The 24,392-nt window shown below is 38.7% G+C and carries 27 protein-coding genes; all 27 read left to right on the top strand.

Translation table 11 applies throughout. From position 1 onward, the window contains the following. Positions 1–2 precede the first annotated feature (2 nt). The 27 genes from F936_RS10320 to F936_RS10190 all read left to right on the top strand — a co-directional run bounded on the left by F936_RS10320 (position 3) and on the right by F936_RS10190 (position 24,359). On the top strand, positions 3–383 hold the full coding sequence (locus F936_RS10320) for a hypothetical protein (protein ID WP_005047253.1): 381 nt from the start codon (positions 3–5) through the stop codon (positions 381–383). Next, positions 383–751, top strand: a complete 369-nt coding sequence (locus F936_RS10315; protein ID WP_005047252.1) for a hypothetical protein — start codon at positions 383–385, stop codon at positions 749–751. The genes F936_RS10320 and F936_RS10315 overlap by 1 nt, the downstream gene beginning before the upstream one ends. Then, positions 730–1,314, top strand: a complete 585-nt coding sequence (locus F936_RS10310) for a hypothetical protein (protein WP_016801911.1) — start codon at positions 730–732, stop codon at positions 1,312–1,314. The genes F936_RS10315 and F936_RS10310 overlap by 22 nt, the downstream gene beginning before the upstream one ends. A 38-nt stretch (positions 1,315–1,352) precedes the next feature. Further along, on the top strand, positions 1,353–1,523 hold the full coding sequence (locus F936_RS19325) for a hypothetical protein (RefSeq protein ID WP_005047250.1): 171 nt from the start codon (positions 1,353–1,355) through the stop codon (positions 1,521–1,523). Positions 1,524–1,533: 10 nt separating this feature from the next. Further along, positions 1,534–1,941 (top strand): hypothetical protein, encoded by a 408-nt coding sequence (locus F936_RS10305; RefSeq protein ID WP_005047248.1) that lies wholly within the window; start codon positions 1,534–1,536, stop codon positions 1,939–1,941. Next, positions 1,913–2,281 (top strand): HK97 gp10 family phage protein, encoded by a 369-nt coding sequence (locus tag F936_RS10300; protein ID WP_005047247.1) that lies wholly within the window; start codon positions 1,913–1,915, stop codon positions 2,279–2,281. Before F936_RS10305 ends, F936_RS10300 begins: the two co-directional genes overlap by 29 nt. A 1-nt stretch (position 2,282) precedes the next feature. Continuing rightward, on the top strand, positions 2,283–2,681 hold the full coding sequence (locus F936_RS10295) for a hypothetical protein (RefSeq protein ID WP_016801912.1): 399 nt from the start codon (positions 2,283–2,285) through the stop codon (positions 2,679–2,681). Between the two features lie 118 nt (positions 2,682–2,799). Then, positions 2,800–3,018, top strand: a complete 219-nt coding sequence (locus tag F936_RS10290) for a hypothetical protein (protein ID WP_228127749.1) — start codon at positions 2,800–2,802, stop codon at positions 3,016–3,018. Positions 3,019–3,112: 94 nt separating this feature from the next. Next, positions 3,113–3,466 (top strand): hypothetical protein, encoded by a 354-nt coding sequence (locus F936_RS10285; protein WP_005047245.1) that lies wholly within the window; start codon positions 3,113–3,115, stop codon positions 3,464–3,466. Next, positions 3,466–4,449, top strand: coding sequence for a phage tail fiber protein (locus tag F936_RS10280; protein WP_005047244.1), 984 nt, complete (start codon positions 3,466–3,468; stop codon positions 4,447–4,449). Before F936_RS10285 ends, F936_RS10280 begins: the two co-directional genes overlap by 1 nt. A gap of 94 nt (positions 4,450–4,543) precedes the next feature. Further along, positions 4,544–5,461, top strand: coding sequence for a phage tail tube protein (locus tag F936_RS10275; RefSeq protein WP_005047243.1), 918 nt, complete (start codon positions 4,544–4,546; stop codon positions 5,459–5,461). Positions 5,462–5,531: 70 nt separating this feature from the next. Further along, positions 5,532–6,041: a hypothetical protein gene (locus F936_RS10270; protein WP_005047242.1), complete on the top strand. Its 510-nt coding sequence runs from the start codon at positions 5,532–5,534 to the stop codon at positions 6,039–6,041. Positions 6,042–6,412: 371 nt separating this feature from the next. Next, positions 6,413–6,736 carry a hypothetical protein gene (locus F936_RS10265; RefSeq protein WP_016801913.1) on the top strand — a complete coding sequence of 108 codons (324 nt, stop codon included), beginning with the start codon at positions 6,413–6,415 and terminating at the stop codon, positions 6,734–6,736. Between the two features lie 270 nt (positions 6,737–7,006). Continuing rightward, positions 7,007–7,417 carry a cell envelope integrity TolA family protein gene (locus F936_RS10260; RefSeq protein WP_005047240.1) on the top strand — a complete coding sequence of 137 codons (411 nt, stop codon included), beginning with the start codon at positions 7,007–7,009 and terminating at the stop codon, positions 7,415–7,417. Between the two features lie 111 nt (positions 7,418–7,528). After that, a complete protein-coding gene (locus tag F936_RS10255) occupies positions 7,529–7,972 on the top strand; it encodes an Sbal_3080 family lipoprotein (RefSeq protein ID WP_005047239.1) in 444 nt (147 codons plus the stop codon). Positions 7,973–7,982: 10 nt separating this feature from the next. Then, complete coding sequence (locus tag F936_RS10250) at positions 7,983–8,255, top strand: hypothetical protein (RefSeq protein ID WP_005047238.1); 273 nt, start codon at positions 7,983–7,985, stop codon at positions 8,253–8,255. Positions 8,256–8,731: 476 nt separating this feature from the next. After that, on the top strand, positions 8,732–13,471 hold the full coding sequence (locus tag F936_RS10245) for a tape measure protein (protein WP_456318627.1): 4,740 nt from the start codon (positions 8,732–8,734) through the stop codon (positions 13,469–13,471). Positions 13,472–13,557: 86 nt separating this feature from the next. Next, positions 13,558–14,706: a putative periplasmic lipoprotein gene (locus F936_RS10240; RefSeq protein WP_005047234.1), complete on the top strand. Its 1,149-nt coding sequence runs from the start codon at positions 13,558–13,560 to the stop codon at positions 14,704–14,706. Between the two features lies 1 nt (position 14,707). Continuing rightward, entirely contained in the window at positions 14,708–15,301 is a 594-nt protein-coding gene (locus F936_RS10235; protein WP_005047233.1) for a DUF6714 family protein, read from the top strand. A gap of 78 nt (positions 15,302–15,379) precedes the next feature. After that, positions 15,380–15,778 (top strand): hypothetical protein, encoded by a 399-nt coding sequence (locus F936_RS10230; RefSeq protein ID WP_005042466.1) that lies wholly within the window; start codon positions 15,380–15,382, stop codon positions 15,776–15,778. After that, positions 15,778–16,284, top strand: a complete 507-nt coding sequence (locus tag F936_RS10225) for a DUF1833 family protein (protein WP_005047232.1) — start codon at positions 15,778–15,780, stop codon at positions 16,282–16,284. Before F936_RS10230 ends, F936_RS10225 begins: the two co-directional genes overlap by 1 nt. After that, the gene (locus tag F936_RS10220; RefSeq protein WP_005047230.1) at positions 16,281–16,643 is read left to right on the top strand and encodes a hypothetical protein; all 363 of its coding nucleotides are present in this window, start codon (positions 16,281–16,283) and stop codon (positions 16,641–16,643) included. The genes F936_RS10225 and F936_RS10220 overlap by 4 nt, the downstream gene beginning before the upstream one ends. Next, positions 16,636–20,076 carry a host specificity factor TipJ family phage tail protein gene (locus F936_RS10215; RefSeq protein ID WP_005047228.1) on the top strand — a complete coding sequence of 1,147 codons (3,441 nt, stop codon included), beginning with the start codon at positions 16,636–16,638 and terminating at the stop codon, positions 20,074–20,076. Before F936_RS10220 ends, F936_RS10215 begins: the two co-directional genes overlap by 8 nt. Positions 20,077–20,135: 59 nt before the next feature. Continuing rightward, positions 20,136–21,953 (top strand): phage tailspike polysaccharide lyase family protein, encoded by a 1,818-nt coding sequence (locus F936_RS10210; protein WP_005047227.1) that lies wholly within the window; start codon positions 20,136–20,138, stop codon positions 21,951–21,953. 78 nt (positions 21,954–22,031) lie between these two features. Continuing rightward, complete coding sequence (locus tag F936_RS10205) at positions 22,032–22,421, top strand: hypothetical protein (protein WP_005047225.1); 390 nt, start codon at positions 22,032–22,034, stop codon at positions 22,419–22,421. Positions 22,422–22,540: 119 nt separating this feature from the next. Beyond that, positions 22,541–23,413 carry a DUF4882 family protein gene (locus F936_RS10200; protein WP_005047223.1) on the top strand — a complete coding sequence of 291 codons (873 nt, stop codon included), beginning with the start codon at positions 22,541–22,543 and terminating at the stop codon, positions 23,411–23,413. A gap of 400 nt (positions 23,414–23,813) precedes the next feature. Next, complete coding sequence (locus tag F936_RS10190) at positions 23,814–24,359, top strand: glycoside hydrolase family 108 protein (protein ID WP_005047220.1); 546 nt, start codon at positions 23,814–23,816, stop codon at positions 24,357–24,359. Positions 24,360–24,392 lie beyond the last annotated feature (33 nt).

Below are 24,392 nucleotides of genomic sequence, written 5' to 3'. Positions count from 1 at the left end.
CCATGAGCTTTATCACTGAACAAGAAGCAATTGAACGTGTAGCAGGCTTTGATGCTTTATCTGCCAGTGATAAAGCTGACTATCTCGAAAAGTCAGAAGCTTACTTGTTAGCGCGTAATGTTAAGCCTTATGAAGATGTAACAGCGGTTCCTAAAGCCTTAAAAACGGCTTCCTATGAAGTTATAAAAGGCATCATGAAGGGAGAAATATACCAAGGGCAAGAACAGGCTCTAAAACGAAAGAAAGTTAAGGCAGATACGGTAGAAACTGAAAAGGAATACCAGGACGGATCAGTAAAACTTAGTGCGAGTGAGCAATTCATTCTTGATTTAATCAAACCTTACTGCAAACGGCGATCTGTAATTTTTGTTAGGAAAATCTAATGGGCTTACGTGACGAAATTCAGACAGAAATTGCTGAAGCATTTAGTGAAGATTTAGCAGACGCCGTTCATACCTTTACGTGTGAACGAGTATCTAAAAAGAATTGGGATCCTAAGACTGAAACTCATGTTGAAGTTAAAGAAAGCTATTCTGGTCGTGGCGTTCTGTTTGGCTCATACAGTCAATATGAGGTCCAAACACTTGGAGTACTGGCCACAGATAAGAAGGCTACCGTGCTTCAAAATGAATTGACAATCGCCCCCAAAATTGATGATGAGTGGCTAACAGCGTTGGGCTCATTCCAGGTAATTCATATTCAGCAGGATCCAGCTAGCACAATTTGGAAATGTCAGTTGAGGATGGTTTAAATACTTGGTCTAATATCCTTTCTAAAATAGGGGGATATATGGAAGCTTGTATTGTAAATTGGGATTTGGTAATAAAATTCATTCAAATAATAATTCCACTTGGAATTGCATTATTTGTTTATCATGTTTGGCATAAGCAAAAAGGAAAAGAAGTCGTCGCAAATGAAGTAAAAGAACTCCTTAAGAATATTTTGGAGGAAATGACAATTATTTCACTCTTGAGATATGAGACACAAAAAGATTTAAAATTAATTGAAGAAAAAATTGAAAGATTAAATAATCTCACTCAAATTAATATGCGCAGTGCACTTTTCATAGAAAATTGCCTTCATGAAAAAGAATTAGACATGTTATTTACTAATTATAATATGGTATCTACAGATACTTATGTTTTACTTAGAAATAACGCCTTGAAAGCTAAGGACCCCAAAGAATATATGCATTTTAATATTCAATCTAGAATCGATTTAAATGCATATAACAAACCAACAGAAGCTATAATTAAAAAGTTGTCTCCATTAGCAATATACACAAAGAAAATAAGTTTGAAAAAGTTTAAGTAAAATGAACCCACTTCGGTGGGTTTTTTATTGGAGTAAATATGACGTGGACTGCACATGAGGTCTATGACAGCTTTCAGGTAGTACCTGATGATGATTTAAAACCTCATTCATTTTTTCACTGCGAATGCCATCTCGAATATGTGGATGGCATTTTTATTCATATTGCATTTGATGGCAGAGAGGCGACTGAAACGCCTTTGCTAAGTTAATAGGTTATTCATGGTTAGCACAGATTACGTTCCTTTATGGCATATCTCGCCATTTCAGCATGTGCAATACACACTTGCTAGAAATCAGCTTCACATGGATCTGTTATTCGAAGATATGAATAACGTTGATAAGTTCTTGTCTATTGAAGACGCAGCCGCACAAGTTGATTTCTATTCCAATGGTGCTTATGCAGTTGTTCAGTTGGGCGATACTTCTGAAAGAAAGTCCATAGAAGTCTATGGACTGCTTTTGCATGAAGCGGTTCATGTTTGGCAGAAGGTTAAAAAGCTCATGGGAGAAAAAGAGCCTAGTTCAGAATTTGAAGCATATTCAATTCAAGCGATCGCTAAAGACCTTTTTAAAATGTATGAAGAAAGCGAGGTAAACGATGGGATGGAAGGGGAAAAAGCCAACTGATTTTAGTTTTGATGTGGCTAAAACAGCAGAGGATAAGGTAAAGAAAATCGCCATGGATACTGTGCAGTCATTAGTTAATTCAAGTCCTGTTGATACGGGGGCTTATCGTGCTTCACATATTGTTTCGATTGGATCTGGTGATTATGGTGTGCGTGGACCTGAAACTAATGCTATTCAAGATGCCGCAATTCAAGCTGTTAAATTTAAGTTGGGCAATTTGGTCTACATACAGAACAATAAGCCATATGCCGAACGTTTAGAGAATGGTTGGTCTGATCAAGCACCGCAAGGTATTTACAACACTACATTTACTTATATTAGTCAAAAGTATGGTGGTTAAGATGGCAATGACTTTAGAGCAGACAAGGCAAGCTATTATCGACCATATGATGAGTTTTGACGGTATTTCACAAGAAAGAATTCAGTATCCAAATGCAGCAGGCTTTGAAGTTCCGAAGGAAGGCTTGTGGTGTCGTTTAACTATAGCAGGTGGAGCCAGCTTTATTTCTGGAATTGCTGATAATCCTTGTACTCGCCGTACCGGTAATATCATGGTCCAGTGCTTTGCACGTCATCACAGTGGTGTGAAAGGTTTAACTGAGCTAAGCGATTCTTTACTTCAGCATTTTGAATATTTCACCGCTGATCATCTTGAATGTTTACAAGGACAATCAATTTTTATCGGGCAAGATGCTGACTTCATTCAGTATAATGTCACGATTGGCTATAAGGTGAATTAATATACGTATGAAATTTCTAAAACTAATTCCACTGGTTTTTCTATTCTTTACTTTTGATGCTAATGCCAAAGTCGAAAGAGAAGATAATTGCAACATTATTGGTGATATGGCGTTCATCATGATGACTTTACGTCAATCAGGACTTTCAAAAGATGAAATAAATAAAGACATTCCTTTTGATAAGCTCACAAATAATGAGAAGAAGGTTGCACATGAATTAGTTGAAAATATTTACAAAGTGCCAGTAAAGAAAGAATTTAATAGTTATGAATCCCTAGAGAAGTTTTCGGAAGTAGAAAGAGAGCGTTGCAAAAAGCTCATCCAAGAGAAAATTTAAACTCAAATTATATTTAAACCGCCTTAGAGCGGTTTTTTTATGTCTTATCCACTACCACCTCATCGGTGGTTTTTTATTTTTACAGGAATCACTTATGAGCAATTTTGTTTTTAAGCGTGGTGACACCTTCAACTTGAATTTGCAGCTGGTTGATATGGATGATGCGTTGCAATTTCCAGCCAATGATGTACGCCGTGCGATTGACTTGACGGGCTATGCATTTACCTCTCAAGTTAAAACATTAGATACCGGTGCAGCAGTGGCTACTCTAACCTGTGCTGCTTTAAGCCAGACGACTCAGAAAGGATGGCTTAGCGTGAAATCAGGAGCCAGTACTGCTACATGGCCTTTGGGTTTATGTCAGATGGATATTAAAGCGGTAGTTGGTGGTGTTGTTCAACATACTGAAACTTTAGTATTCCAAGTGATTGATGGAGTAACAGCATAATGGCAAATCTTTTATTTAGATTTAGTTGGGATCATCGGCCTTTTGTCTATAACTCTTCTCAAGGCAAGCGGCAGTTTATGTTGCCTTTTGCCTCCGGTATTCCAAACTTAACGCCAGACTGGACTCAGGTGGCAGGTCTAGGCACTGCTGCAACTGGTACTTTAACAGTAGGAAGTTTTGATAAAACTTTAGGGCGAGTTGTAACGGTGGGAGACTTTGGCATTGGTATAGCCTCAGCATTGAGTGCTTCCAGTGATATGGACTCTATGATTAACACTGGTAACTTTTCGGCAAGTAATGCAAGTAATCCCAATGCCCCACCTGGTGCTACTGCTGGATATGTACAAATAAATGAATATAATCCAATTTCTTTTTTTGCACGACAAGAATGGAAAAATATCATTAATCAAAGGCATTATTTTAGATCAAGAACAGCCGATAATGTGTGGACCCAATGGGGTGAATATCGGACTACTGCTAATACCACTATTGATGCTAATGGTTTTGTGAAATCAGCCTCTCCAATTGTTAAGCTATTTGCTGAATCAATTGAGCTAAATGATGAAGCAAATAAACAGCCTGTCGAATTTGAAAAGGTTGATGTAGGAAATTACTTGCTGAAAGGATCTCTAGGCTTTGCTCAGGAAGGTTGGTATGTGGAAGTTCCAAAAGATGCGAATGGCAACACAGTTGTTGCAGTAATGTATGAAACTTTAGAGTATGGCGATATTTCTATAAAGACTTACAAGCGTAAGTTCGATATTGAACAAGCAGCTATTATTGCTGATTTGGAGAATCCAATTGATATCCCTGAAGGTCGCTGGATTGATATCCGTTTGCATGAAGAACCTGAACTAGAACATGAAGAACCGTTGAGTGAAACACCTGTTGAATTTCAGCCTACGAACTTATCTGAAGCAGTAGCTGCGGCACTAAATGGTATAGAACCGCCTGAATCCCCAAACTCTGATAAAACTCTTTAAAGGACTGCTGAATTAGCGGTTTTTTTACACCCATTTTTTAAACAACCCGCTGATGAAGCGGGTTTTTTTATACCTAAATTTTGGAGAACTATAAATGAGTTCAGGCGCAAAAATTCGATTATATGCTTGTGAAGAAGCAGTTTTAGGAACTACTCCAGCAAACCCAATCTGGTACACGGTTCGCCGTGTAAGTGATGGATTATCTGAAAACGTCTCAACAGAAGAAAGTAGTGAAGTTGTTAACTCACGCTTCCGACAAGGTGGGGTCGTTACTGAAGCCGAAGTTGCAGGGCAGTTAGAATTTGAATTATCTGTAGGAACATTCGACTTATTCTTAAGTGCTCTTGCATTTAATAACTGGGCAGCAAATGCCCTCAGCTTTGGCGGCACCGTACGTAAATCATTTACCCTGGTTAAAGTCTTTGAAGATGTTGGTCAGGTCTTTATTTATCGTGGTGTTCAGGTAAATACGGGTGAAATTACCATTCAGACCACAGGAAAGATTACAGGTAACTTTGGCTTGGTTGGTAATTCATTTACACGCCAGCAAGTCAATCCGGTTACCAATCCAATAGCTGCATCCAGTCGCCCTTTAGTCAGCATGCCAAACGTGGAAAACTTGCTTGTAAACGGCCAGTCAATTCAAGGGAAAGCATGTCTTCAATCACTGACCATTTCTATTAATAACAACCTTGAAGCGATCCGCTGTATTGGTTCAGGGAAATACACTCCAGAGTTTTACTTAGAGAAGATGATGGATATTGAAGCGAATGCTTCATTCATGTTTTCGGCCACAGCAGCAGGCTGGATTGATGCAATCAAAACCCGTGATGTATTTACACTGGCCTTTGATATTAAAGACAGTAAAGGAAGTAAATACTCGTTTAACTTCCCGCAGCTAGAAGTTATGGAAGCAAATCACCCAGATGGTGGTGGTGATGACATCATCACTTTAGATATCAACTTTGCTCAAGTACGGACAGCTCCAACAATTGTGCGTGCTCTTGTGTAATTCAAATTAATAAACCTTAGAGCCTATGGAATCCCATGGGCTTTTTTATTCCTAAATATTCGAGGTAGTTATGGCTTTAAAAGTTGGAATTGTACGAAGTTCAGAAGTATCGAAGTGGTGTACGTTTGAAACTGCAGGTGGACAAGCAGAGTTTAAAATTCGTGGTATCGGCTATAAACCGTTTCAAGTTTCATTAGAGAAGGCTGGTAATCAAATTACATCCAAAGGCTATGATGTAATGGTGAAAGACGTAAACAGCAAGCTCTATCATGAGCTTTTATTAGATGCGGCTGGCGCTCATTTAATCGAAGACTGGAAAGGGGTTGTTTTCGCTGAAGTGGAAGATGGCGAAACAGTAGAATCTGAAAAACCGTATACACCAGAAAATGCTTCTAAGCTTCTTAATCTTGGTGACATTGGCCTATTGATCTGGTCATTCGTTAAAGAGCAGGCTCAAAAGATTCAGGAAGAAGCCGATAAGGACAAGGCTACGATTTTGGGAAAGTCATCGAACTCTACAAGTACCAGAAATCGTATGCGTCGAAAACGCCGCACGAAATCGAACAAATCAAATTCTTAGGTGGATATATACCAGATCCACCAGAATATTCTTATGCGGCAGACTCAATTCTTGCTGCCTTTAGCACAATTATTAGATCTAGACGATATGAGCAAAGTGTACCTTTATACTTAGATCAGCAGGCTATCAATGTTTATGCTGAACATAATGATTTGCCAGTTGATGCTCATATCTTTAATGACTGTATTTTTGCTTTAGACAATTTATTTATTGAAGAAGTCCATAAGAAGATTTCTACCAAGTCCAAAAAGTAAAAAATAGCTATCTCCGTGATGGCTATTTTAATTAATGTATTTTTATTTAAGGAAATATATAATATTAACAATGGTTTATATTGAAAATTAATATGTTAGTAAAAACTTTTATATACATTGGGGTTATCGATTTCTTTGGTGGTTTTAGTTAGCTGTACTAAACAAGCTGAACATAAAGCGCTACCTCCTTCAGTTGAAGCGCAATTCATGAGTGCGGACAAACAAATAGGGAAGATGCTAGCTGCTCTAGAGAATCGAAACGTACCACTGGATCAGAAGCAGGAAATTTTATGCAAGACATATCCTGAAGTCTACAAAAAGCAATATATGCCAGCTCTACTCAAGCTTTCACCGAATCTCTACACAGAGGAAATTCTATTAAGAGATTTTGAGGCTGTAATTAATTTCTACAAAAAAGCTTTTGTCGTTAATTGCGGTTGATTTTTATCACTTAAGACTTTAATAATTTATTTTCTAAACTTGAAAATTTTATTAAAGGATTCTAATGAGTAAATATGCATCTTGGACACTAGGTTTTTTATTTCTAATTATTGTGTATTTGTATTTTGTTAAAGATATGACAACACAAGATATTGCAGATTTCATAGTTGACCAAGTAGGAATAACTAATACGAATAAATAAGCCACCTTCTGGTGGTTTTTCATTTTCTGAAATGTTAAATTTTACTCATTATTAAAATGGATATTTTCATGAAAAAAACTATTTTATTGGGATTGGTTTTGAGTTCACTTGCCTGTACTAATCTTTATAGTCAAGATTTAGATAGTTTTGTAAATAAGAATATTTCTAATGAGATTGTAAGTGCTCAGGAGCAAGATGATGCCCTAATGATAGTAAAAAAGTATAAAGATACTTATCAGAAGAAAATATTAAATGCTTGGGATGTACCTCCTAAATCCGCGGGAACAATTGCAAGAGTTAGAGTTCTATTAACGGAGAAAGGTGAAGTAGACCAAATAATTTTTTTGAATGAGATACCTAAGGAGTTTAAGTTAAGTATCGAACAAGCGATAAAAAAATCAACTCCGTTTACTTTGCCTGAAAATACTATTATTAGAAAGATGGCAAGAAATCTAACAATTAATTTTAATGCCACTTAATAAGTTACTATTAATTAAAATATATGACTCTTGGGGTAGTTTTTGTTTATGTGACATTTAGTAACCAGTTTGTTAAAGTTGGTTCACTTTATAACAAATGGTGAAAAATGCATGAAGAAATTATTGGCTGTTAGTTTATTAAGTATAGTGTTTGTGGGGTGTACATCAATTCAAGTTAATAATGCTACTGGATTTAATCCAGAGTCTATTCGACAAGTTTGTATTGTCGATAACCCGAAAGTTATCATCAAGGATTTTAATCAAATCGTTGAGCGTAGTTTCGAGCGTTATAAAATTGATGCGAAAACTTATAAAGATACTGATAACTTAAGCCTTTGTCAGACTACTTTAAACTATACAGCTACTCGTTCTTGGGATATGGCTCCATATATGGTTGCTGCTCAATTCAATCTTTTGCAAAATGGAAGACAAGTTTCCGAAGCATCTTTTAGATTGCGTGGTAATGGCGGTTTAGCTCCAAATAAGTGGCGTAGTACTGAAACGAAGATTAATGAATTGGTTGATCAGTTGCTAAATAAAACCCCTGTTAAGTGAGTAGATTGATATGAGTACAGAAAATCAAGGCATGAAAGAAAGTGAAGTCTGCAATGCTATTGGATGGATATTAATTGCTCTAGGGTTTATTGCTGGATTTATTTTTATATTGGCATTTGGGCGAGTAGAAGTACCGCGAACTTATTATGGTACTGAGACTGTATGGTCTGGCATTATGGTTATTACAGGTATTGGAATTATGTTTAATGGATTCCTTGGGGGTTATCTATTTCAAAAGGTAGCCAGCATACTCAGATACCATGAAAATAAAGCAATGTCATAAAAACAAGGTACCCTAACCACCAATAGAATCAACTTTAACAACCCACTCACTGAGTGGGTTTTTTATTACCCAAAATTCATAGCTCACCTCTTGTGGGCTTTTTTATTGCCTAGAGGAAAGTGAAAATGGCACAAGAATCTCGTCTGGTCATTGTTATTGATTCGCAAAATGCTGAACGTAATGTCAAAGCCTTGGCAGAAGAATTGTCAAAATTTACTGCTCGAGGTGATTCCGCATCTAAAACATCAAAAGATATGGAGAAACAGCTTACTATTACCAATAATATTGTTCAAAACTTTAATACTACAGTTAACAATTCAAATACTTCAGTTCAAAAATCGGTTGAAGTGACTAAGCAAGCAACTCACCAAAATCATAAATTTGCTCAAGAAATTAAAGCCACAACCAATGAGCTGGATAAACAGGATAAAGCGGCTAATTCATTCGGTACCTCAATTAAAGCTTTAGCTGGATATATGGCAGGCTTGGCTACGGTCAATGCTGCCATTACTAAAATTGATGCCTATACAGGGCTACAAAACAGACTGAAGTTAGTTACTAACAGTCAGGCTGAACTGAATAAAGCAACTGAAGATACTTTCCAGATTGCTCAAAAAACTTATTCAACTTGGGATTCAGTTTTACAGGTGTACCAGCGCTTTAGTGACAATTCCAAAACTTTAAATCTAACAATGGACGACACTGCGCGTTTAACTGAAACAGTATCAAAAGCAGTGGCTATTAGTGGAGCAACTGCAGAAGCAGCAGATGCTTCATTGATGCAGTTTGGACAAGCACTCGCAAGCGGTACATTGCGTGGAGAAGAACTGAACTCTGTCATGGAGCAAACCCCTGCATTAGCTAAGGCTATTGCTCAGGGCATGGGTATCACTGTAGGTGAGTTGCGTTCAGTTGCTGCTGAAGGAAAAATCACTTCACAGGAAATTGTAAAAGCTCTTAGAAATGTAGAGTCTGATGTAGATGCATTATTTGGTAAAACGGATATTACGATCAGCCAGTCATTAACTCTTCTTAATAATGAGATTACTAAATTTGTCGGGGAAGCTAGCCAAGGAAGCGGAGCGGCTCAAGTCTTATCTGGTTCAATTAAGGTTCTAGCCGAGAATTTAGAATCAATCTCTTATGTAGCTATTTTGGGAGGCACTGCATTATTAACCAAAGCAATCGCAACACAAGTATCGGCTTTAAATACCAAAGTAGGTTCATTAGTAGCTGACAATGCTGCATCACAATTGCAAAAGCAAAAGTCCTTAGAAAATGCAAAAGCAGCACTGGCTGAAGCGGAAGCGCATTTAGTTAATGTACGAGCAACAAATGCTGAAACTCAAGCTAAATATGGTGCAAGTGCAGCAAGCGCCAGATATGTTCTTGCAGCCAATAATGTTGAGAATGCAACGAAGGCAGTTACGTTAGCACAAGGCAAAAGTGCTTCAATGGCAGGATTAGTAAGCGGTGCATGGGGGTTAATTGGTGGTCCAATTGGGGCAATCACATTAGGCGTGACTGCTTTGGCTGCTACTTATATGTATTTCTCAAATAAATCTGCTGAAGCCACTGCAAAGCTAAAAGAGCAAGCCGAAGCTGCAAAGTTGACTAAGGAAGAGATTAAAGCCCTTAATGATGAACAACGTAAGGAAAAATTAGGTGATTTAGCAGCGACAATTGAAGATCAAAACAAGGCTTTAGAACGGCATGAATTAGCGGTCGGGTCAGCATTAATCAATATCCAGAACTATGCAGTGGGCAATGCTAAAGTTGCTGAAATTTCAAATAAAGCACGACTTGGTACCATTTCTTATACTGAAGCGATTGAGCAATTAAAGAGCGAAAAGATTCCGTCCGATTTACGGGATGCATTGCTTAAACAAGTAAATGCCTATGATGAAGCAGCTGAAACTGCTGCCAAGACTAAACAAACATATAGCTTATTTGGTGTCGAAGTAACACTTGCAGGCAATAAGGCTGAAAATGCCATTGTCGGAGTTGATAAAAATACCAAGTCCTTAAATGAAAATGAGAGAGCGGCATTAGCAGCTAAAAATGCACAAAAGAAATATGCTGATTCTCTTTATGATCGTGAATATGATGCATATTTTATGAAATTTGCATTAGCAAAGGGATTTACAGAGAAACAAGCAGAGGAGCTACTTAAAAGTGCAAATTGGGCTCGAAAGGAGGGGGTTGAATATACCTACCAAATAGCTCAAAAAGGCTTGCAAGTACTATCTATTGAAGAACAAAACAAGAATGTGATTGATGCGAAGAATAAAGCATTAAAGGAAACTACGAATGAGCTATCTAAACAGCAAAAACTCTCTAAACGCCTAGTCGGTGTGTCAGGAAAATCTGGTATTGGTACAGGCCCTCATCTTGATGTTCGTTATGGTGGTTCCATGTCTGGCCAGAAAGTTTCTAATGAACATCTGGCCCGATTGCAAGCAGGTGGCAAACCATTGTCATCCTACAAGATCAGTTCAAATTACGGTCCACGAAAAGCCCCTACTAAAGGGGCTTCTTCATTTCATAAGGGTATTGATTTTTCAATGCCTGAAGGTACACCGATCACTACCAATGTTGCTGTTAAAGACATTAAGACGCGGTATGACAGCAAGGGTGGTGGTTATGTCAGTGAAGTGATCTTTGAAGATGGTGTAACACTTAAACTTCTTCATCAGTCACCAAGTATGCAAAGCAAGGTTAAGAGCGGAGCAAGTAAAGGGAGTGATAAGGCATCAGGTGATATCCAATCACAACTTGATCGTCAGTTAGATGCTCAGCGTTCACTTGAGAATGAAGTGGCTAGTGAAGTGCAGCGGATCCAGAATAATTTAACGGTTAGATTAGAGGATGTAGATAAAGCAGGCTTTACGCCAGAACGTACTGCTGAAATCAAGGCTGAATTACAACGCCGTGCTGATAATGATATTGCGATTGCCAAACAAGCTACTAGAAGCAAACTAGAGGACTATAAGGAGTTCCAGAAAACCGAGGCTGAATTACTTAAAGAAAATTTTGATCGCAAAAAGTTTAACGCGGCTCATGATGTTGAATTAAGTAAATCGGAACAAAAGCAAGCTGTGGAGTTGCTGGAACAGCAATATCAGCAAGAAAACGCGCTTATGAAATTGGCTCAAGAGCAACGATCATTTCAAGCCCGATTATCTCTGCTTTCTGAAACTCAAGCTATGCAGGAACGCTATAGACTTGAAAGAGAGGAGATCCTTAAGAACTCAAAACTTTCCATAGAAGAGCGTCAAAAACTTATTGCGTTATCTAAAGCTACACAGGACAAAGAGACACGCGACAAAGTAAATAACGCTGTTCAGAACTGGGGTGGTATTCAGGCTGATATGAATGGTACCAGTGAGTTCTACAGACAGGATCAGGAACGGTTTAGTCGCCTGGGTGCTGCAAATGATCTTGCTGATAGTCAGTTTGCTGCTGCTGATTTAAATGAGCAAAGCGGTTTAGATGGTCTGAATGCACAGATGGAAGCTGGATTAATTCAGCTTCAGGATTACGAAAACCAGAAGACTGCAATCATTCAAGCTGCTCAAGAGCAACGCAATCAAATTGGTAATGAATATGCTCAGAACGCTAAGGACATTGAAGACAAATATCAACAGGATCGACTGAACACTCAAATTGCTCTTGGTGGGCAAATGATGGGTTCTGTCACATCGATGTTTGGTTCTATGTTTGGTGAGCAATCTAAAGCTTACAAGCTCATGTTTGCTGCGGATAAAGCTTATGCAATTGCTGCTGCCGGTATTGCCATTCAGCAAAATATTGCAGCAGCTGCAAAAGTTGGTTTTCCGTATAACTTATCTTTAATTGCTGGGGCGGTTGCACAGGGTGCCAGCATTATTGCGAATATCCGGGCAATTAAAGATCAAGGCTTTGCTGATGGTGGTTTCACCGGATCTGGTGGTAAATACGAACCTGCAGGTATTGTCCATAAAGGAGAGGTGGTCTGGTCGCAAGAAGATATTAAACGCTGGGGTGGTGTTGGTTTGGTTGAGAATATGCGTAAGAGCTCAGGCCCTGAAGCATTTATTAATAACCATGCCACTAACAACACTTCAGCAGAAAATGTCTTTAAACGTTCATTCCTAAGCTCAAAAGCTTTTAATGAAAATCAAAATATCTCGAATATCTTTAATCAACCTACTCGAGAGAATCAGATTATCGTTAATGCTCTCAAGCCAAGCAAAGATGCGGATTCAAGATCGGGAGATGTTCAAAGCATTACTAACAAGTATGCCGGGAACAATTCAAGCTTTAGCAAAGTTCTGGATAAATCGATTCAAAGTAGTAAATCCTATATTGCTAATAAATCGAACGTATCTAATTTTTCTAACTCGAAAATTCTAAATAGTTCTGTTTCAAACAGCACAGTTCAGAATGCTCAGAAAGAATTGCTGAAGGAAGTTTCGATCTTCAGAGAACGTGGTAATTCAAGTCCTATTCTTCTGGATCCTTCCAAAGGCTTTGCTGATGGTGGTTATACAGGGAAAGGTAAGAAGTATGATATTGCTGGAGCTGTGCACAAGGGCGAGATTGTCTGGTCTCAGGATGATATTAAAAAATGGGGAGGAGTTGAGAAAGTTGAACAAATGAGACGGGCCACAAGTCCAGATTCATTTATTTCGAACCATGCTCAATACAATACCAGTTTTGAAAATGTCATGAATCGGGCTAATCAGAGTTCACGGGCATTTAGCCAAAGTAGAGATATCTCGAACATCTTTAATCAGTCTTATCAAGATGATCAGATTATTTATAAAGGCAATGCTAGTGCTGCCAATCCAACTACCTCTGCAAACTCAGATCTATTTCATGATGGAAAGGTTTACTTCTCATCAAATGGTTTAGTTCAGGATCGCTCAAATCTTGAAGACGTGCAGGACTTTACCTCAAGGCAATCTCCACGCCCTCAAGCTGAGTTTATGCCTTCTTTTGAGCAATCTTCTCCAACTATCAATTTCAAAATTGAAGTAGTGAATCAGGTTAATGGGGCAACTGTTGAAGCAGAACAATTGGATGAGAAAACTGTCCGGATTATCGTAAGGGAAGAACTTGATAAACAACTTCCAAAAGCGGTACCGAAATTAGTAAGTGAGGATATTAAAAATCCAAACTCTCTAATTAGCCGCTCTTTGACTGAGAACACAACTGCAAGACGAAATCGATAATATAAAGCCCTTTAGAGGGCTTTATTATTTCATTCTGGTTTTTTATTAGAAATTAAAATAAACTATTATAAAATAAGGGGAAATAAATGAAAAAACTGTTTTTATTTGCAATATTGTTGGGGCTTTCGGGGTGTGGTGATAACAACCAAAATGAAACGTCTGAATCTAATATGCAGATGAATCTATTACAAACGACTGAATTAGCAGCACCAACTCTATCTAATTACAATTTAACAGCATCAGCACGAGTGATGAGTTCGGCAGCTGCACCATTAGGTGGATGGTCTATTACTAATTCAACTGTCATGGGTGCATCAACATTAATTGATACGGTAAAAGACACTAGAGTTTCAGCAGCATTAGTAACACCGAATGCTAAGCAAGTGGCTGAAGTTTTGAGAGGGGGAGTTGCTGGAATTGCCTTAAGTATTGCGGTTGATCAGTTACTTGGTGCTGTTGATTGGGTGATGGATGCAGGGAATAATCAGATTCGTTATAAGCCGAAATCAATTGCTGGAGAGCCACCTATTACTGAAATAGGTATTTTTATCTATAGATCTAATGGCGTTAAAGAAACTACACGTGGTGATTCTATTAATGCAGTTTGTAAAAATATCCAACAATGGTATTTTGAAGTATCAAATTTTAGACCTACCATTGACTGGGAGCATGTTTCACGCTCTGGAAGTTACTTTACTTGCAGATTTTTAGAAACGGGCTATCAGCGTTTTACAGGGACTATAGAGGGTGGAATTTATTCATCAGAAAAAACTCTTCCTCTAGAAACCTTAGCTGGAAAAGTAATTTCTAACGCTGATTCAGGAAGTTTAGATGCTCAAGTTGCAACTAATGGAGCAACTCAGAATATTTTAAATGATGTAGTACAGGCTGAACCTGTCGTTCAGGAGTTAGAAAAAAATGCCGATAATAAGTGTCCAAGTGGTATTACTAACGGTAATGGTGATTGTTGGGTTTGTTCAAGAGAATCTTGGCAACCTATAAGAAGTCGTGTTGTCTACGCAAAAGATGTTACTAATGGGCTAGGCGGTTGTAGTGCTGGAATGAATTCTAGTCAATTGCTCACTCGGTATAATGCATATACTGAGCTAGGTGCTTCTAGAGATGCAGAGAATGCATGCTGGTCTCCACAAGATCAGGAACACTTAATTCAAGCAAAAATGGCTAAAGCAACTGCTAATGATTGTAAAAGCTACCTCGGGGCTCTAGGGCAATAAAATGAATATCGAAAATCTAAAAAAGCGAATTGAGTTAGAGTTTAAAAATGTTACTTTGGGGAAGGCCTATACTCTGCCAGAGGAAGATTATGCGGATACAAGTTACTGGTATTTCGATAAAAATCGCACCGATTTAAACTTAACTGAGGAAGAGTGGATAAAGCATGAGCTGCACCTTCTAGAAACGGGTGGATGGTTTAGAGAGGACTTTGAAGAGGCTGTAAATGCAATTAAAGAAAAGAGGAAAATGTATAATAGGTACAGTAATCCTTTTGAAATACCTGTTTCATATTTAAATAATTATCATACGGGTTTTGGATTTTTAAAACCCCAAGGTTTTTTATTTTATACCCCAGCTATTATGAATTGCGTATTAAAAGATACCGAAGTTTTATCTTCAAATAGTTTTTCCTCTTGGCTTTTTCGTATTAGTACATCAGATACTTTTGAGGAAATTTCGAAATTATTGAATTTTTTCACAAAAGCACAAATTGAAGTGTTAAAAGATTTTCTGCTATTTATTCTCGATATATCTGTAGAGAAAAAAGAAAGAATTAATAAGAGCTTAAATAACATCAAGCTGTTAGAAGTTTAATGTATCGAAAACTCCTTAATATTAAAGTTAAGTTTAACCCACTCATCTAGTGGGTTTTTTATTGCCTGAAGGAAAGTTATGTACAAGTTAAAGCTAAATCCTCAAACAAATGGCTATGGCGTAACACCAGGTGATGATGTAAAGCGTCAGCAAATGGATGGAGGGCGTGGACGCTATTACATTGATGTAAAACGTAATAGCCACATTGTTGATGTGAACTGGAATTTAAGTAAAACCGATTTCAATAAAATGATGGCTTTTTGGCGACTTTACCAAAACAAACCAGCTTCATTTTATGCGGATCTCGTCATTGATCAGGGCACGCGCCAACAATACCAATGTAACTTCATTCCCGAGTCTTTCAAAACTAATGAAGTGAATGGAAATCTTTACCGGGTAACCGCACAGATGGAAGTCATTCAAAACCAGCCGAATCTAACAGCTGATGCAGCATTGATTAAAGATTGGGAGGTCTAATGGATAACGAATACGCCAAGTTCTTCCTCAATCGTAAAGTTGATATCTATCAATTGGAGTGTATTGAGCTATCACATCCATCATTTCTAAACACTTATCGAGTTGTTCGTAATGATGATCGTGGTGTCTATGTTCAACATAAAGAAGGAGCCGGACAGGTGTTTTATGAATATCTACCGATGTCTATTCAAAGATCTGGAATGTTAGGTGATCTGGACCAGACATTAACTGTCTCAGTTTCGGGTCTTGGCGATATATTGCCGGATGAGTTTGAGCGAGTTTTAGAAGGCCAATTTGCAGATGTGAAGCCTACTGTCAATTATCGCCTGTACAGTTCAGACAACTTAAATGCACCAATTCATTATCTGCTAGGCCTCCAACTTGCAGGTGTTTCAATGAACCATAAAGCTGTGACATTCAAGGCTGAATCACCTCGTTTAAATACTTCCAAAACTGGTGACATTTTTTCACTGGATCGGTTTAGTGGACTGAAGGGGGCTGTATGAAAAGTCATGATCATTTACTTGATAAGCAATACGATGAAGAGCAATACAACTGTGTTCACTTTGCGCATGAAGCCGCTTTAGATCTATATGGAGTAGACCGGAGCGAAGCTTTAGATTTGTTCATGCAACCTAAAGGCCATATCGAGTTTAAAGTCTCACGATTAAAGCTCTTAAATCCACTGCCCATGCCCAAGGAAGGCTGCATAGTCGCCTTCCATCCAAGACAACGAAATAAGCCCCCGCATGTGGGGCTTTTTCGTGGGCAGAAGGTTTTACACCTAATGGAGAGCGGAGTCACTTATTTAGCTGAAGACGTCATTAAAGCAATGGGGTTTAGTCGGGTCAGTTACTATGATTAAGATTATTTATAAACAGGATCCTTTGTCTGAAGAAAAGACAATTGAGCAAGCCGAAACTATCGGGCAATGGCTTACTTCAAAATATGAATACTTGCCTGAGCATGTCCGTATTTTTCACACTTCAAGCAATATGGATCATGCGGAGATCTCTTTTGCCAATGAAGTTACACCTAAGAATGCTCACGACTTAAAGCAGCTTGATTTCTTGCCGGGCACTTTCATTGTGATTGAAAACCCGAAAGGTATGCCTGCGCTTATTGCTGCTATCGTTTCCATTGTCTTAAGTGTGGCGATTGCATTTTTAATGCCCGCGCCGTCAATTGCCCAAACCACTCAGAATAACAACCAATCCTCATCAGCAAATAACGAACTTTCAAACCGCGAAAACAAAATGCGAGTGAATGGACGTATTGCTGATATTTATGGTGCAGCTTGGGATACGCCTGATTTAATTGCAGTTCCTTATAAGGTCTATGAAAACAACGTCGAAGTTGAACATCTTGTTGGCTGTATTGGGCGTGGTCACTATCACATCAAAGGCGCTTACGATGGTGAAACCAATATTGTTGATATTGCAGGTGCGTCGGTAGAGGTCTTTCGACCAGGTGTCGATATCATATCTGGACAGCCTTATTTTTCCCTTGGTAGCGAAATTACTACGCCGCCTTTAACTGTCCAGCATCAAAACTCAGTGAATGGCCAGATCTTACGACCAGCTGACACTCAAAGTCTGGAAGGCACCAATTATCTTCAATTTGCTTATCCAAATGAGATCCTTCGAGCAGCTGCTAACAATACCGATTTAACGACTAAGTTTGTCAGCAATGACCGAGTTGAAATCACCAATGCTACGTTTACTTTTAACGGACAAACATACGATTTAAACGGTACTTACAGCGTCTTATCTGTAGCAGACGATCGGATGGCTTTGTCTAACCCAGCAGCAGTTAATCCGAACTGGCTAAAGGTAAAAGAACTCACTAACCAGCAAACAGCTGCTGCCTCTCCAAAGCTTTCATCTATTGGCGAGAAGTGGATTGGCCCGTTTATCCTAGACAACATTGAACGTAATCGTGTCATCTTTAATTTTGTCGCGAATAATGGGCTTTATACAGTCTCTTCAGGAGGTAATCAGGCGGCTGTAAATGTCACGATTGAAGTTGAAGTAACTCCAGTGAATGAGTCTGGCGCAGCTATTGGTAATCCAATGCTAAAGCAGATCATTCTAAAAGGCTCTGCAAAGTCACGCCAAACAGTTGGTGCGTCGCTGGATATGGTCACATTTCAGGGACGCTGTAGTGTACGTGCTCGACGATTAACACCAACCCCAGCAGTGACAACCGTTGTTGATGAAGTGAAGTGGCAAGCTTTATACGGCGCATTTCCATTGCAAAGCACGATGTATGAACATGAAACGGTTTTTCGTGCACGTACATATGCAACGACTGGAGCTTTATCTGTTAAGTCGCGAAAGATCAATTTTGATCTTCAGCGCATGTTGCCAACCTATAAAAATGGAGCAATGACGACAGAGTTGTTTCCAACTTCTAGTTTTGCTGATGCTCTTTTATCGATGGCGCTCGATGACAAGATAGGCCGCCGTACGATCGACGAGATTGATATTGAAAACATCTATCGTACTTATAACGATATTGTCGATTACTTCGGTACACCTTTAGCGGCCGAGTTCTGTACCACCATTGATGACACCAATCTTTCATTTGAAGAGCTGGTCACCAACCTTTGTGATGCTGTTTTTTGTACTGCTTATCGTCAGAACAACAAGCTAAAGATCTATTTTGAACGGCCAACGGATAATTCGGTATTGCTGTTTAACTTCAGGAATATCATTCCGGATAGTTATAAGCATGATCTAACGCTTGGCATGATGGATGACTATGATGGGTTGGTCTATGAATATACGGATCCGGCCGATGATAGTCGTATCAATATTTATTTGCCGGATAAAGGAGCCAAGAACCCCAAAGAAGTGAAATCGGTAGGTGTGCGCAATAAATGGCAAGCCCGTTTTAATGCGTACCGACTCTGGAATAAGCTCCGCTTTCAGCGCAAATCCATTACCTTTGATGCTGCTCCTGAATCGGAATTACTAGTTTTAAGGGACCGTATTGCTGTAGCTGATTATCGTAATGGCATCCATCAAAGTGGTGATGTGGTTAAACAAGAGGGTTTAATTCTCACTCTAAGCCATGATGTCGATTTCATAGCTGGGAAGAGCTACGTGATTTATTTGCAAATGGGAGATGGTACCGTTGATCTACTTCCTATTACTGCTGGATCTACTAAGAACAAAGTAGTTCTAGGACGTTTGCCAAATGGTGCTTTAAAGCTAAGTTCTGATGATTTTGTTAATACGATCTATACAGTTGTTAATGACGATACCAAAGACTCATTACCTTACCTTGTCGCTAAAAAAGATCCGGTTGATAAGTTCTCAAATACCGTTACAGCAGTAAATTACGATGTTCGTTATTACCTCAACGATAAAGACTTTATTGACGTGCCCGTTGATGATTCACCAATTTACATTCGATATGACCAGCTTGATATTAATCTTGCGCGGCTATATCAGATGCAAAGAGGTGACTTACCAACAACAGGAGAAATTAGCTTTATTGTTGAAGCTGGTGCCTTGGTTTCGAGTTCCAGTTCACTTCGGCCAGAAACACGAATGGTTTATAAGTTTGACCATAACTCAAGTCCGGCAAAACAGGAGTTTATTGTTCCAGCTGCTCCTGAATTTCCTGCCATTGATACTGGGGAGTTTCCTGCTGGTCTTACTGTAAATCTTACAATTAAAGGTTCAGTAGTAGGTCGTGGTGGTGATGGCGGTTTGCCTCATCTTGCTTTTGGTGCCTGGTCAAGTGACCCAGATTACAACTTTACTAAAACGCGCCGTGATGGATTCAAGGGAGCACCCGGTTTAATGAACCGGCACAGCAAATTGAATCTGATTATCGATGGAGGTACGTTGGCCCGTGGCGGTTCTGGTGGTGGTGCTACTCCAAGTGGGATCTACACTGAGTTGAGCTATGGGGTACAAGGTATTCCGGGTGGAGCTGGGGCACCATTTGGCCGTGTTATGACAGGAGAGCCTATCTACAATGATACCCAGGACTGGCGCTGGTATTTGAATGGTGGGTATTTGATGGTTGTAAAAGTCACTGATGCTGAGGCTGTGATGCCGGGTAAGGGATACCGCACTCAAAATGACCGATATGGATCTCCTTTATCCGGTGATGGTGGTGGTTGGGGGCAACGTGGTACTAAGTCAACCAATGATGGAACTTGGAATTGGAATTACCATGGCACAACGGAAGGCCAGCCGGGAGCGGGTGGTACCGCGATTGTCGGAGTAGCACCACTCACTACAAAATTGATTAATGGAGGGAAAATTTTACAAACTGTTTAACGTTATAAGCACTCTTGAAGGGTGCTTTTTTATATATTAAAACCTTTAAAGGAACAAAAATGGCTACAGTAAATGCAATTGACGTTATAGATGGCACCAAAAACCAGCATGAAATAAATGATGCTCAAACGATAAAGAATAAAGAAATTGCTTCTTTGAGTGACTATATAGATGGAACATCCGGTGATGTTTCTTTGAGTCTTGAAGAAGCTCTAGCAAACAATAGTCTTAGAGTTACTGATGGTGAGTACTTCATTAATAATGCAGTGGTTGTCACAAAAGATCAGGCTATTAACTTTGATTTAACTGCAAAAATGAATTTTGGTCCTAATGGGCGGTTAAATTTTTCAGGCACTTCAGCTTTAATTAACAAGCCGTTAGCAAACATTATTAAAGGGGCTAATACTCTTACTGTTTCACACTTAGGTCAAATCAAGCGTGGTGATTTAATTTGTATTCATAACCCAGACAATGGAAGCTTTAACCCTGAGCTAGCCTATTACAAAGCTGGTGAATTTGTTGAAGTTGCACGTGTGAGTGGAGATACGGTTACAGTACTTGGAAAGTTTTATGAAGCTTATGACTCCTCTATAGTAGATATTTATAAAATATCATCAATTACTGTAGATCTTTCCAAGCTAAATATAAATGTTGATGAGACAAACCCAAATCCAGCAGTGATTATCACTTTTGGTAGGGATTGTGTTATTTCTCACCCTAAAAGTGCAGGTGGTATGTATCAGAACATTATGCTTGATCGCTGCTACAACACTACCATGTACGGGAATGCAACTTCTTGTTTAGCTGATGTGACGCCAAATGGCCTGCAATATGGACTTGTATTAGCTAATTGTCAGAAGGGGCGTATATTTGGCGGTAATTTCAATGCCTCACGTCATGGTATTGCTTTTGGTAGTAGTAGTGGAGTGTGTAATGTTCCAGTACGAAACTGGCGTGTCATGGGTGCTTCTTTGCAAAATTTTGGAGCGGCAGCAGTAGGTGCCGCAGACATGCATGGCAATTGTGATGATGTACAGTACATTGATTGCCAGTTAGATGCCGCTCACATGGCTGGTAAGAATACAAAAATCGCTAATTCTCGTGTCACGGGTACTTCAACGGAGGCTTCAGGATGGGCTATTTACTCAAGCCACTCAATTGGTGGTACATGGGATTTAGAAGATGTAATCATTGATACGATTGGTGACGGTGCTGCACGAGGTATTATATATATCGCTCTCACACAGGATTTAACAGAAGACCTGCATATCAATATTAAAAATCTAACTGTTGAGTGCTCTCCGAAAGCAATTGATACATTAATTCAGGTGGTTGTTTCAAACGGTATTATTATTACTAAAAAGGTAAATATTAAAATAGATGGTGTGCGTGTCTTAAATGCAACATCTCTGACAAATCTTTTGAGATTTGGATATTCGAATATTGCAACAACTACACAAATTCCATCTGATTATATTTCAATTGAAGATGTTTCAGTGCCTAGGAGAACAAAGCTTCTTTACACAGCAAACCTACAGGCCAGTACAAAGCTGAGAATGCCAGAAGTCAGTGGTGCAATCACGGTAAATACTGGTGATGGTGCTCAGTATCGAGTTGCTGGAACTGAGTTAACATTACCGTATATCTATCCACGTGTACCAAATGTTTTTACACAACTATCACCAGTCAATAATGGGGGGTGGAATGATGATGCATTAAATTCTGGTGTAACAACGCCATCATTTGCAGGTGTGTATGGTTATATTCACAATAGACAGGTTGACAAGTTAACAGTTGGGCTTTACTCAACTGGGAAATATCTAACTGCTAATCGAAGTTATTCAATTCTTTATAGTGCTGGAATAAAAGATATCTAACTTGATAGTTGTACTTACAGGCCCTGAATCTATTAAAGATCAGGGCTTTTTTATTGTCTAAATTTTCTGGAGAAATAAATGGAACCGGTTTCAACTAGCGGTTTAACAGCACTTTTAAAATTTTATGGCGCAGCAATTATGGTGACTTTAGCTGTCGCATTAGTTGCAGCAGTTGTTTTGATGACACGTATGCCGCGTTCACCTCAAGAATGGGCCGTTGGGCTCATTTGTACCGTCGTATCAAGTTTAGCTGGTGGTTCATTCATTATCGTGAAATGGGGGCTTCATGAATGGGTTACCGATATTTGGGGGATGATTACCTTAGGGGGCTTCTTCTTTGTTTGCGGATTACCAGGTTGGGCTTTGGTCCGGTGGATCTTTAATTTCATAGATAAACAGGAAGGTAAAACGATCGTTGAAGTGATTAAAGAATTTAAGAAAGCCAGAAAAGACATCGAAAATAGTTAACCGCCTTCGGGCGGTATTATTAAATAGCTGACTTATATTTTTGTCATCTGTCGGAATTAATCAAATGATTTAGAGACTTGTTTATACTAAATGTTCAAAATAAAAAACAGGATAACGCCGTGAAAAAGATAATTTTAGCAACAGTAATGGGTTTCAGTGGAGTAAGTAGTGCTTTTGCCGAGTGCTCATATACCTTTGATGCGACCTTACAAGACCTACAAGCTTTTGAAGCAGCAAACGCAGCTAACTCAAGTAATTACCGTTATACAGAGCAAGTTGCTAATATAAATAATACTAATCAGTCTGGTTATGACGTTATAAATTATTATTCAAATAAAAATGTCGACAAGCTTTTAGCTTCTAAAAAATATATCCAGTTTAAAACTCAATATACTTCTAATACGCCAGACAATGTTGCCATAGTAGATAAACCTATTACTACTTCAGATATTTTTGCTCAGGAGTTCATTTTTGATGTGAATAATCTCAAGGTTAATCTTGGCAGTACTTCTCAGATGTATGAGTATGGTTTTGTTATTACTGGATCCTCACAATCTAAAGTGGAATTTACATTAAATTTAATGTTTGCAAAAGGTAATAACTATTCAGGTGTTATAAATGGAGACTCAATCGCTTCTTTAGGTGCTACATATAAATCAGATGGAAATGGTCATTTAACATACTTAAGTGCTAATAGAACCAGTAATCCAGTACAAGTTCCAGCTGATGGGAAGGTTAGAGTAGGAATTTATGTAAATCAAAATACTAAACAGATTGGCTATATTGTTAATGGTGTAAATTACGGCTACTTAAATCTTACTATGGAAAATAAATTAAAATATATAAGCTTCATGGGAGCAATTAACCAAGACCACTTTGCTAACTCTGCTTTGACTGGTAAAACAGTTGGGCTCCAATTGGTTACAGATAAGTCCAAAATGCAGTTTACTTATCCTACTGGAGCGAAGGATATTTGCGGTGTAGCTTTGTAAAAAACTATATAAGTAACAAATTTCTTTCAACAGCCGCCTTCGGGCGGTTTTTTATTACATGAAAACCGGGCCGGAGGAAACTCATAGCTAAGTTTTCTATGATCAAAAAGCAAAAACCCCAGTGTTGGCGCACTGAGGTTTTTTTTATCAACTTAACCAAAGCTAGATTAAGGAGAAGATATATCTATATGGAGCATTTTAAACCAATAGTGGAGCTTATGAAAGTATCTATTGAAAAGTATGGCTTATGGCAAACAATAGTTGCATTTATTCTTTTGTTTTCTATCCCAATCTTAATATGGAAGTTGGATGTAATAATTGCTTCTATAAAAGCATGAACCAACTTAAAAAAAAACTGCGCCACCTACGGGTGGCTTTTTTATGTCAAAAGGAAAGTGAAATGAATATTGAACAATATCTTGATGATCTCATCAAACGCGAAGGTGGTTATGTAAATAACCCAGCGGATCGAGGAGGTGCAACCAAATACGGCATTACTGAAGCAGTTGCTCGAGCAAATGGTTTTAAAGGCAATATGAAAGACTTACCCCTTGAAACCGCAAAAGCCGTTTATAAAAAACAGTACTGGACAGCTCCACGTTTTGACCAGGTGAATTCTATTTCATCAGCTGTTGCTGAAGAGCTTTTAGATACTGGCGTGAACTGTGGTACCGGATTTGCAAAACCACTTCTACAACGTGCTTTGAACTTGCTCAACAATCAAGGTAAAGCAGGTTGGCCAGATTTATCTATAGATGGAATTTATGGTCCAGCCACACTAAATGCACTCAAAACTTATCTATCTAAAAGAGGTAAAGAAGGCGAGAAAGTCCTGGTGCGTGTACTAAATATTATGCAGGGCCAACGCTATATTGAAATTTGTGAACGCAATCCAACTCAAGAGCAATTCTTTTACGGTTGGATCGCTAACCGTATTTCACTATGAAGGCTCTGATTTTGCTGTGCATTTTTTTATCAG

The organism is Acinetobacter calcoaceticus DSM 30006 = CIP 81.8 (assembly GCF_000368965.1).
Classification (GTDB): domain Bacteria; phylum Pseudomonadota; class Gammaproteobacteria; order Pseudomonadales; family Moraxellaceae; genus Acinetobacter; species Acinetobacter calcoaceticus.
The sequence above is the reverse complement of the archived record's forward strand: the minus strand, read 5'-3'. Positions and strand labels throughout refer to the sequence as shown.

Excerpts from the sequence above, each read along its gene's own strand:
- F936_RS10320 (WP_005047253.1), top strand. The coding sequence starts at position 3 with ATGAGCTTTATCACTGAACAAGAAGCAATTGAACGTGTAGCAGGCTTT.
- F936_RS10315 (WP_005047252.1), top strand. The coding sequence starts at position 383 with ATGGGCTTACGTGACGAAATTCAGACAGAAATTGCTGAAGCATTTAGT.
- F936_RS10310 (WP_016801911.1), top strand. The coding sequence starts at position 730 with ATGTCAGTTGAGGATGGTTTAAATACTTGGTCTAATATCCTTTCTAAA.
- F936_RS19325 (WP_005047250.1), top strand. The coding sequence starts at position 1,353 with ATGACGTGGACTGCACATGAGGTCTATGACAGCTTTCAGGTAGTACCT.
- F936_RS10305 (WP_005047248.1), top strand. The coding sequence starts at position 1,534 with ATGGTTAGCACAGATTACGTTCCTTTATGGCATATCTCGCCATTTCAG.
- F936_RS10300 (WP_005047247.1), top strand. The coding sequence starts at position 1,913 with ATGGGATGGAAGGGGAAAAAGCCAACTGATTTTAGTTTTGATGTGGCT.
- F936_RS10295 (WP_016801912.1), top strand. The coding sequence starts at position 2,283 with ATGGCAATGACTTTAGAGCAGACAAGGCAAGCTATTATCGACCATATG.
- F936_RS10290 (WP_228127749.1), top strand. The coding sequence starts at position 2,800 with ATGATGACTTTACGTCAATCAGGACTTTCAAAAGATGAAATAAATAAA.
- F936_RS10285 (WP_005047245.1), top strand. The coding sequence starts at position 3,113 with ATGAGCAATTTTGTTTTTAAGCGTGGTGACACCTTCAACTTGAATTTG.
- F936_RS10280 (WP_005047244.1), top strand. The coding sequence starts at position 3,466 with ATGGCAAATCTTTTATTTAGATTTAGTTGGGATCATCGGCCTTTTGTC.
- F936_RS10275 (WP_005047243.1), top strand. The coding sequence starts at position 4,544 with ATGAGTTCAGGCGCAAAAATTCGATTATATGCTTGTGAAGAAGCAGTT.
- F936_RS10270 (WP_005047242.1), top strand. The coding sequence starts at position 5,532 with ATGGCTTTAAAAGTTGGAATTGTACGAAGTTCAGAAGTATCGAAGTGG.
- F936_RS10260 (WP_005047240.1), top strand. The coding sequence starts at position 7,007 with ATGAAAAAAACTATTTTATTGGGATTGGTTTTGAGTTCACTTGCCTGT.
- F936_RS10255 (WP_005047239.1), top strand. The coding sequence starts at position 7,529 with ATGAAGAAATTATTGGCTGTTAGTTTATTAAGTATAGTGTTTGTGGGG.
- F936_RS10250 (WP_005047238.1), top strand. The coding sequence starts at position 7,983 with ATGAGTACAGAAAATCAAGGCATGAAAGAAAGTGAAGTCTGCAATGCT.
- F936_RS10245 (WP_456318627.1), top strand. The coding sequence starts at position 8,732 with ATGGCAGGCTTGGCTACGGTCAATGCTGCCATTACTAAAATTGATGCC.
- F936_RS10240 (WP_005047234.1), top strand. The coding sequence starts at position 13,558 with ATGAAAAAACTGTTTTTATTTGCAATATTGTTGGGGCTTTCGGGGTGT.
- F936_RS10235 (WP_005047233.1), top strand. The coding sequence starts at position 14,708 with ATGAATATCGAAAATCTAAAAAAGCGAATTGAGTTAGAGTTTAAAAAT.
- F936_RS10230 (WP_005042466.1), top strand. The coding sequence starts at position 15,380 with ATGTACAAGTTAAAGCTAAATCCTCAAACAAATGGCTATGGCGTAACA.
- F936_RS10225 (WP_005047232.1), top strand. The coding sequence starts at position 15,778 with ATGGATAACGAATACGCCAAGTTCTTCCTCAATCGTAAAGTTGATATC.
- F936_RS10220 (WP_005047230.1), top strand. The coding sequence starts at position 16,281 with ATGAAAAGTCATGATCATTTACTTGATAAGCAATACGATGAAGAGCAA.
- F936_RS10215 (WP_005047228.1), top strand. The coding sequence starts at position 16,636 with ATGATTAAGATTATTTATAAACAGGATCCTTTGTCTGAAGAAAAGACA.
- F936_RS10210 (WP_005047227.1), top strand. The coding sequence starts at position 20,136 with ATGGCTACAGTAAATGCAATTGACGTTATAGATGGCACCAAAAACCAG.
- F936_RS10205 (WP_005047225.1), top strand. The coding sequence starts at position 22,032 with ATGGAACCGGTTTCAACTAGCGGTTTAACAGCACTTTTAAAATTTTAT.
- F936_RS10190 (WP_005047220.1), top strand. The coding sequence starts at position 23,814 with ATGAATATTGAACAATATCTTGATGATCTCATCAAACGCGAAGGTGGT.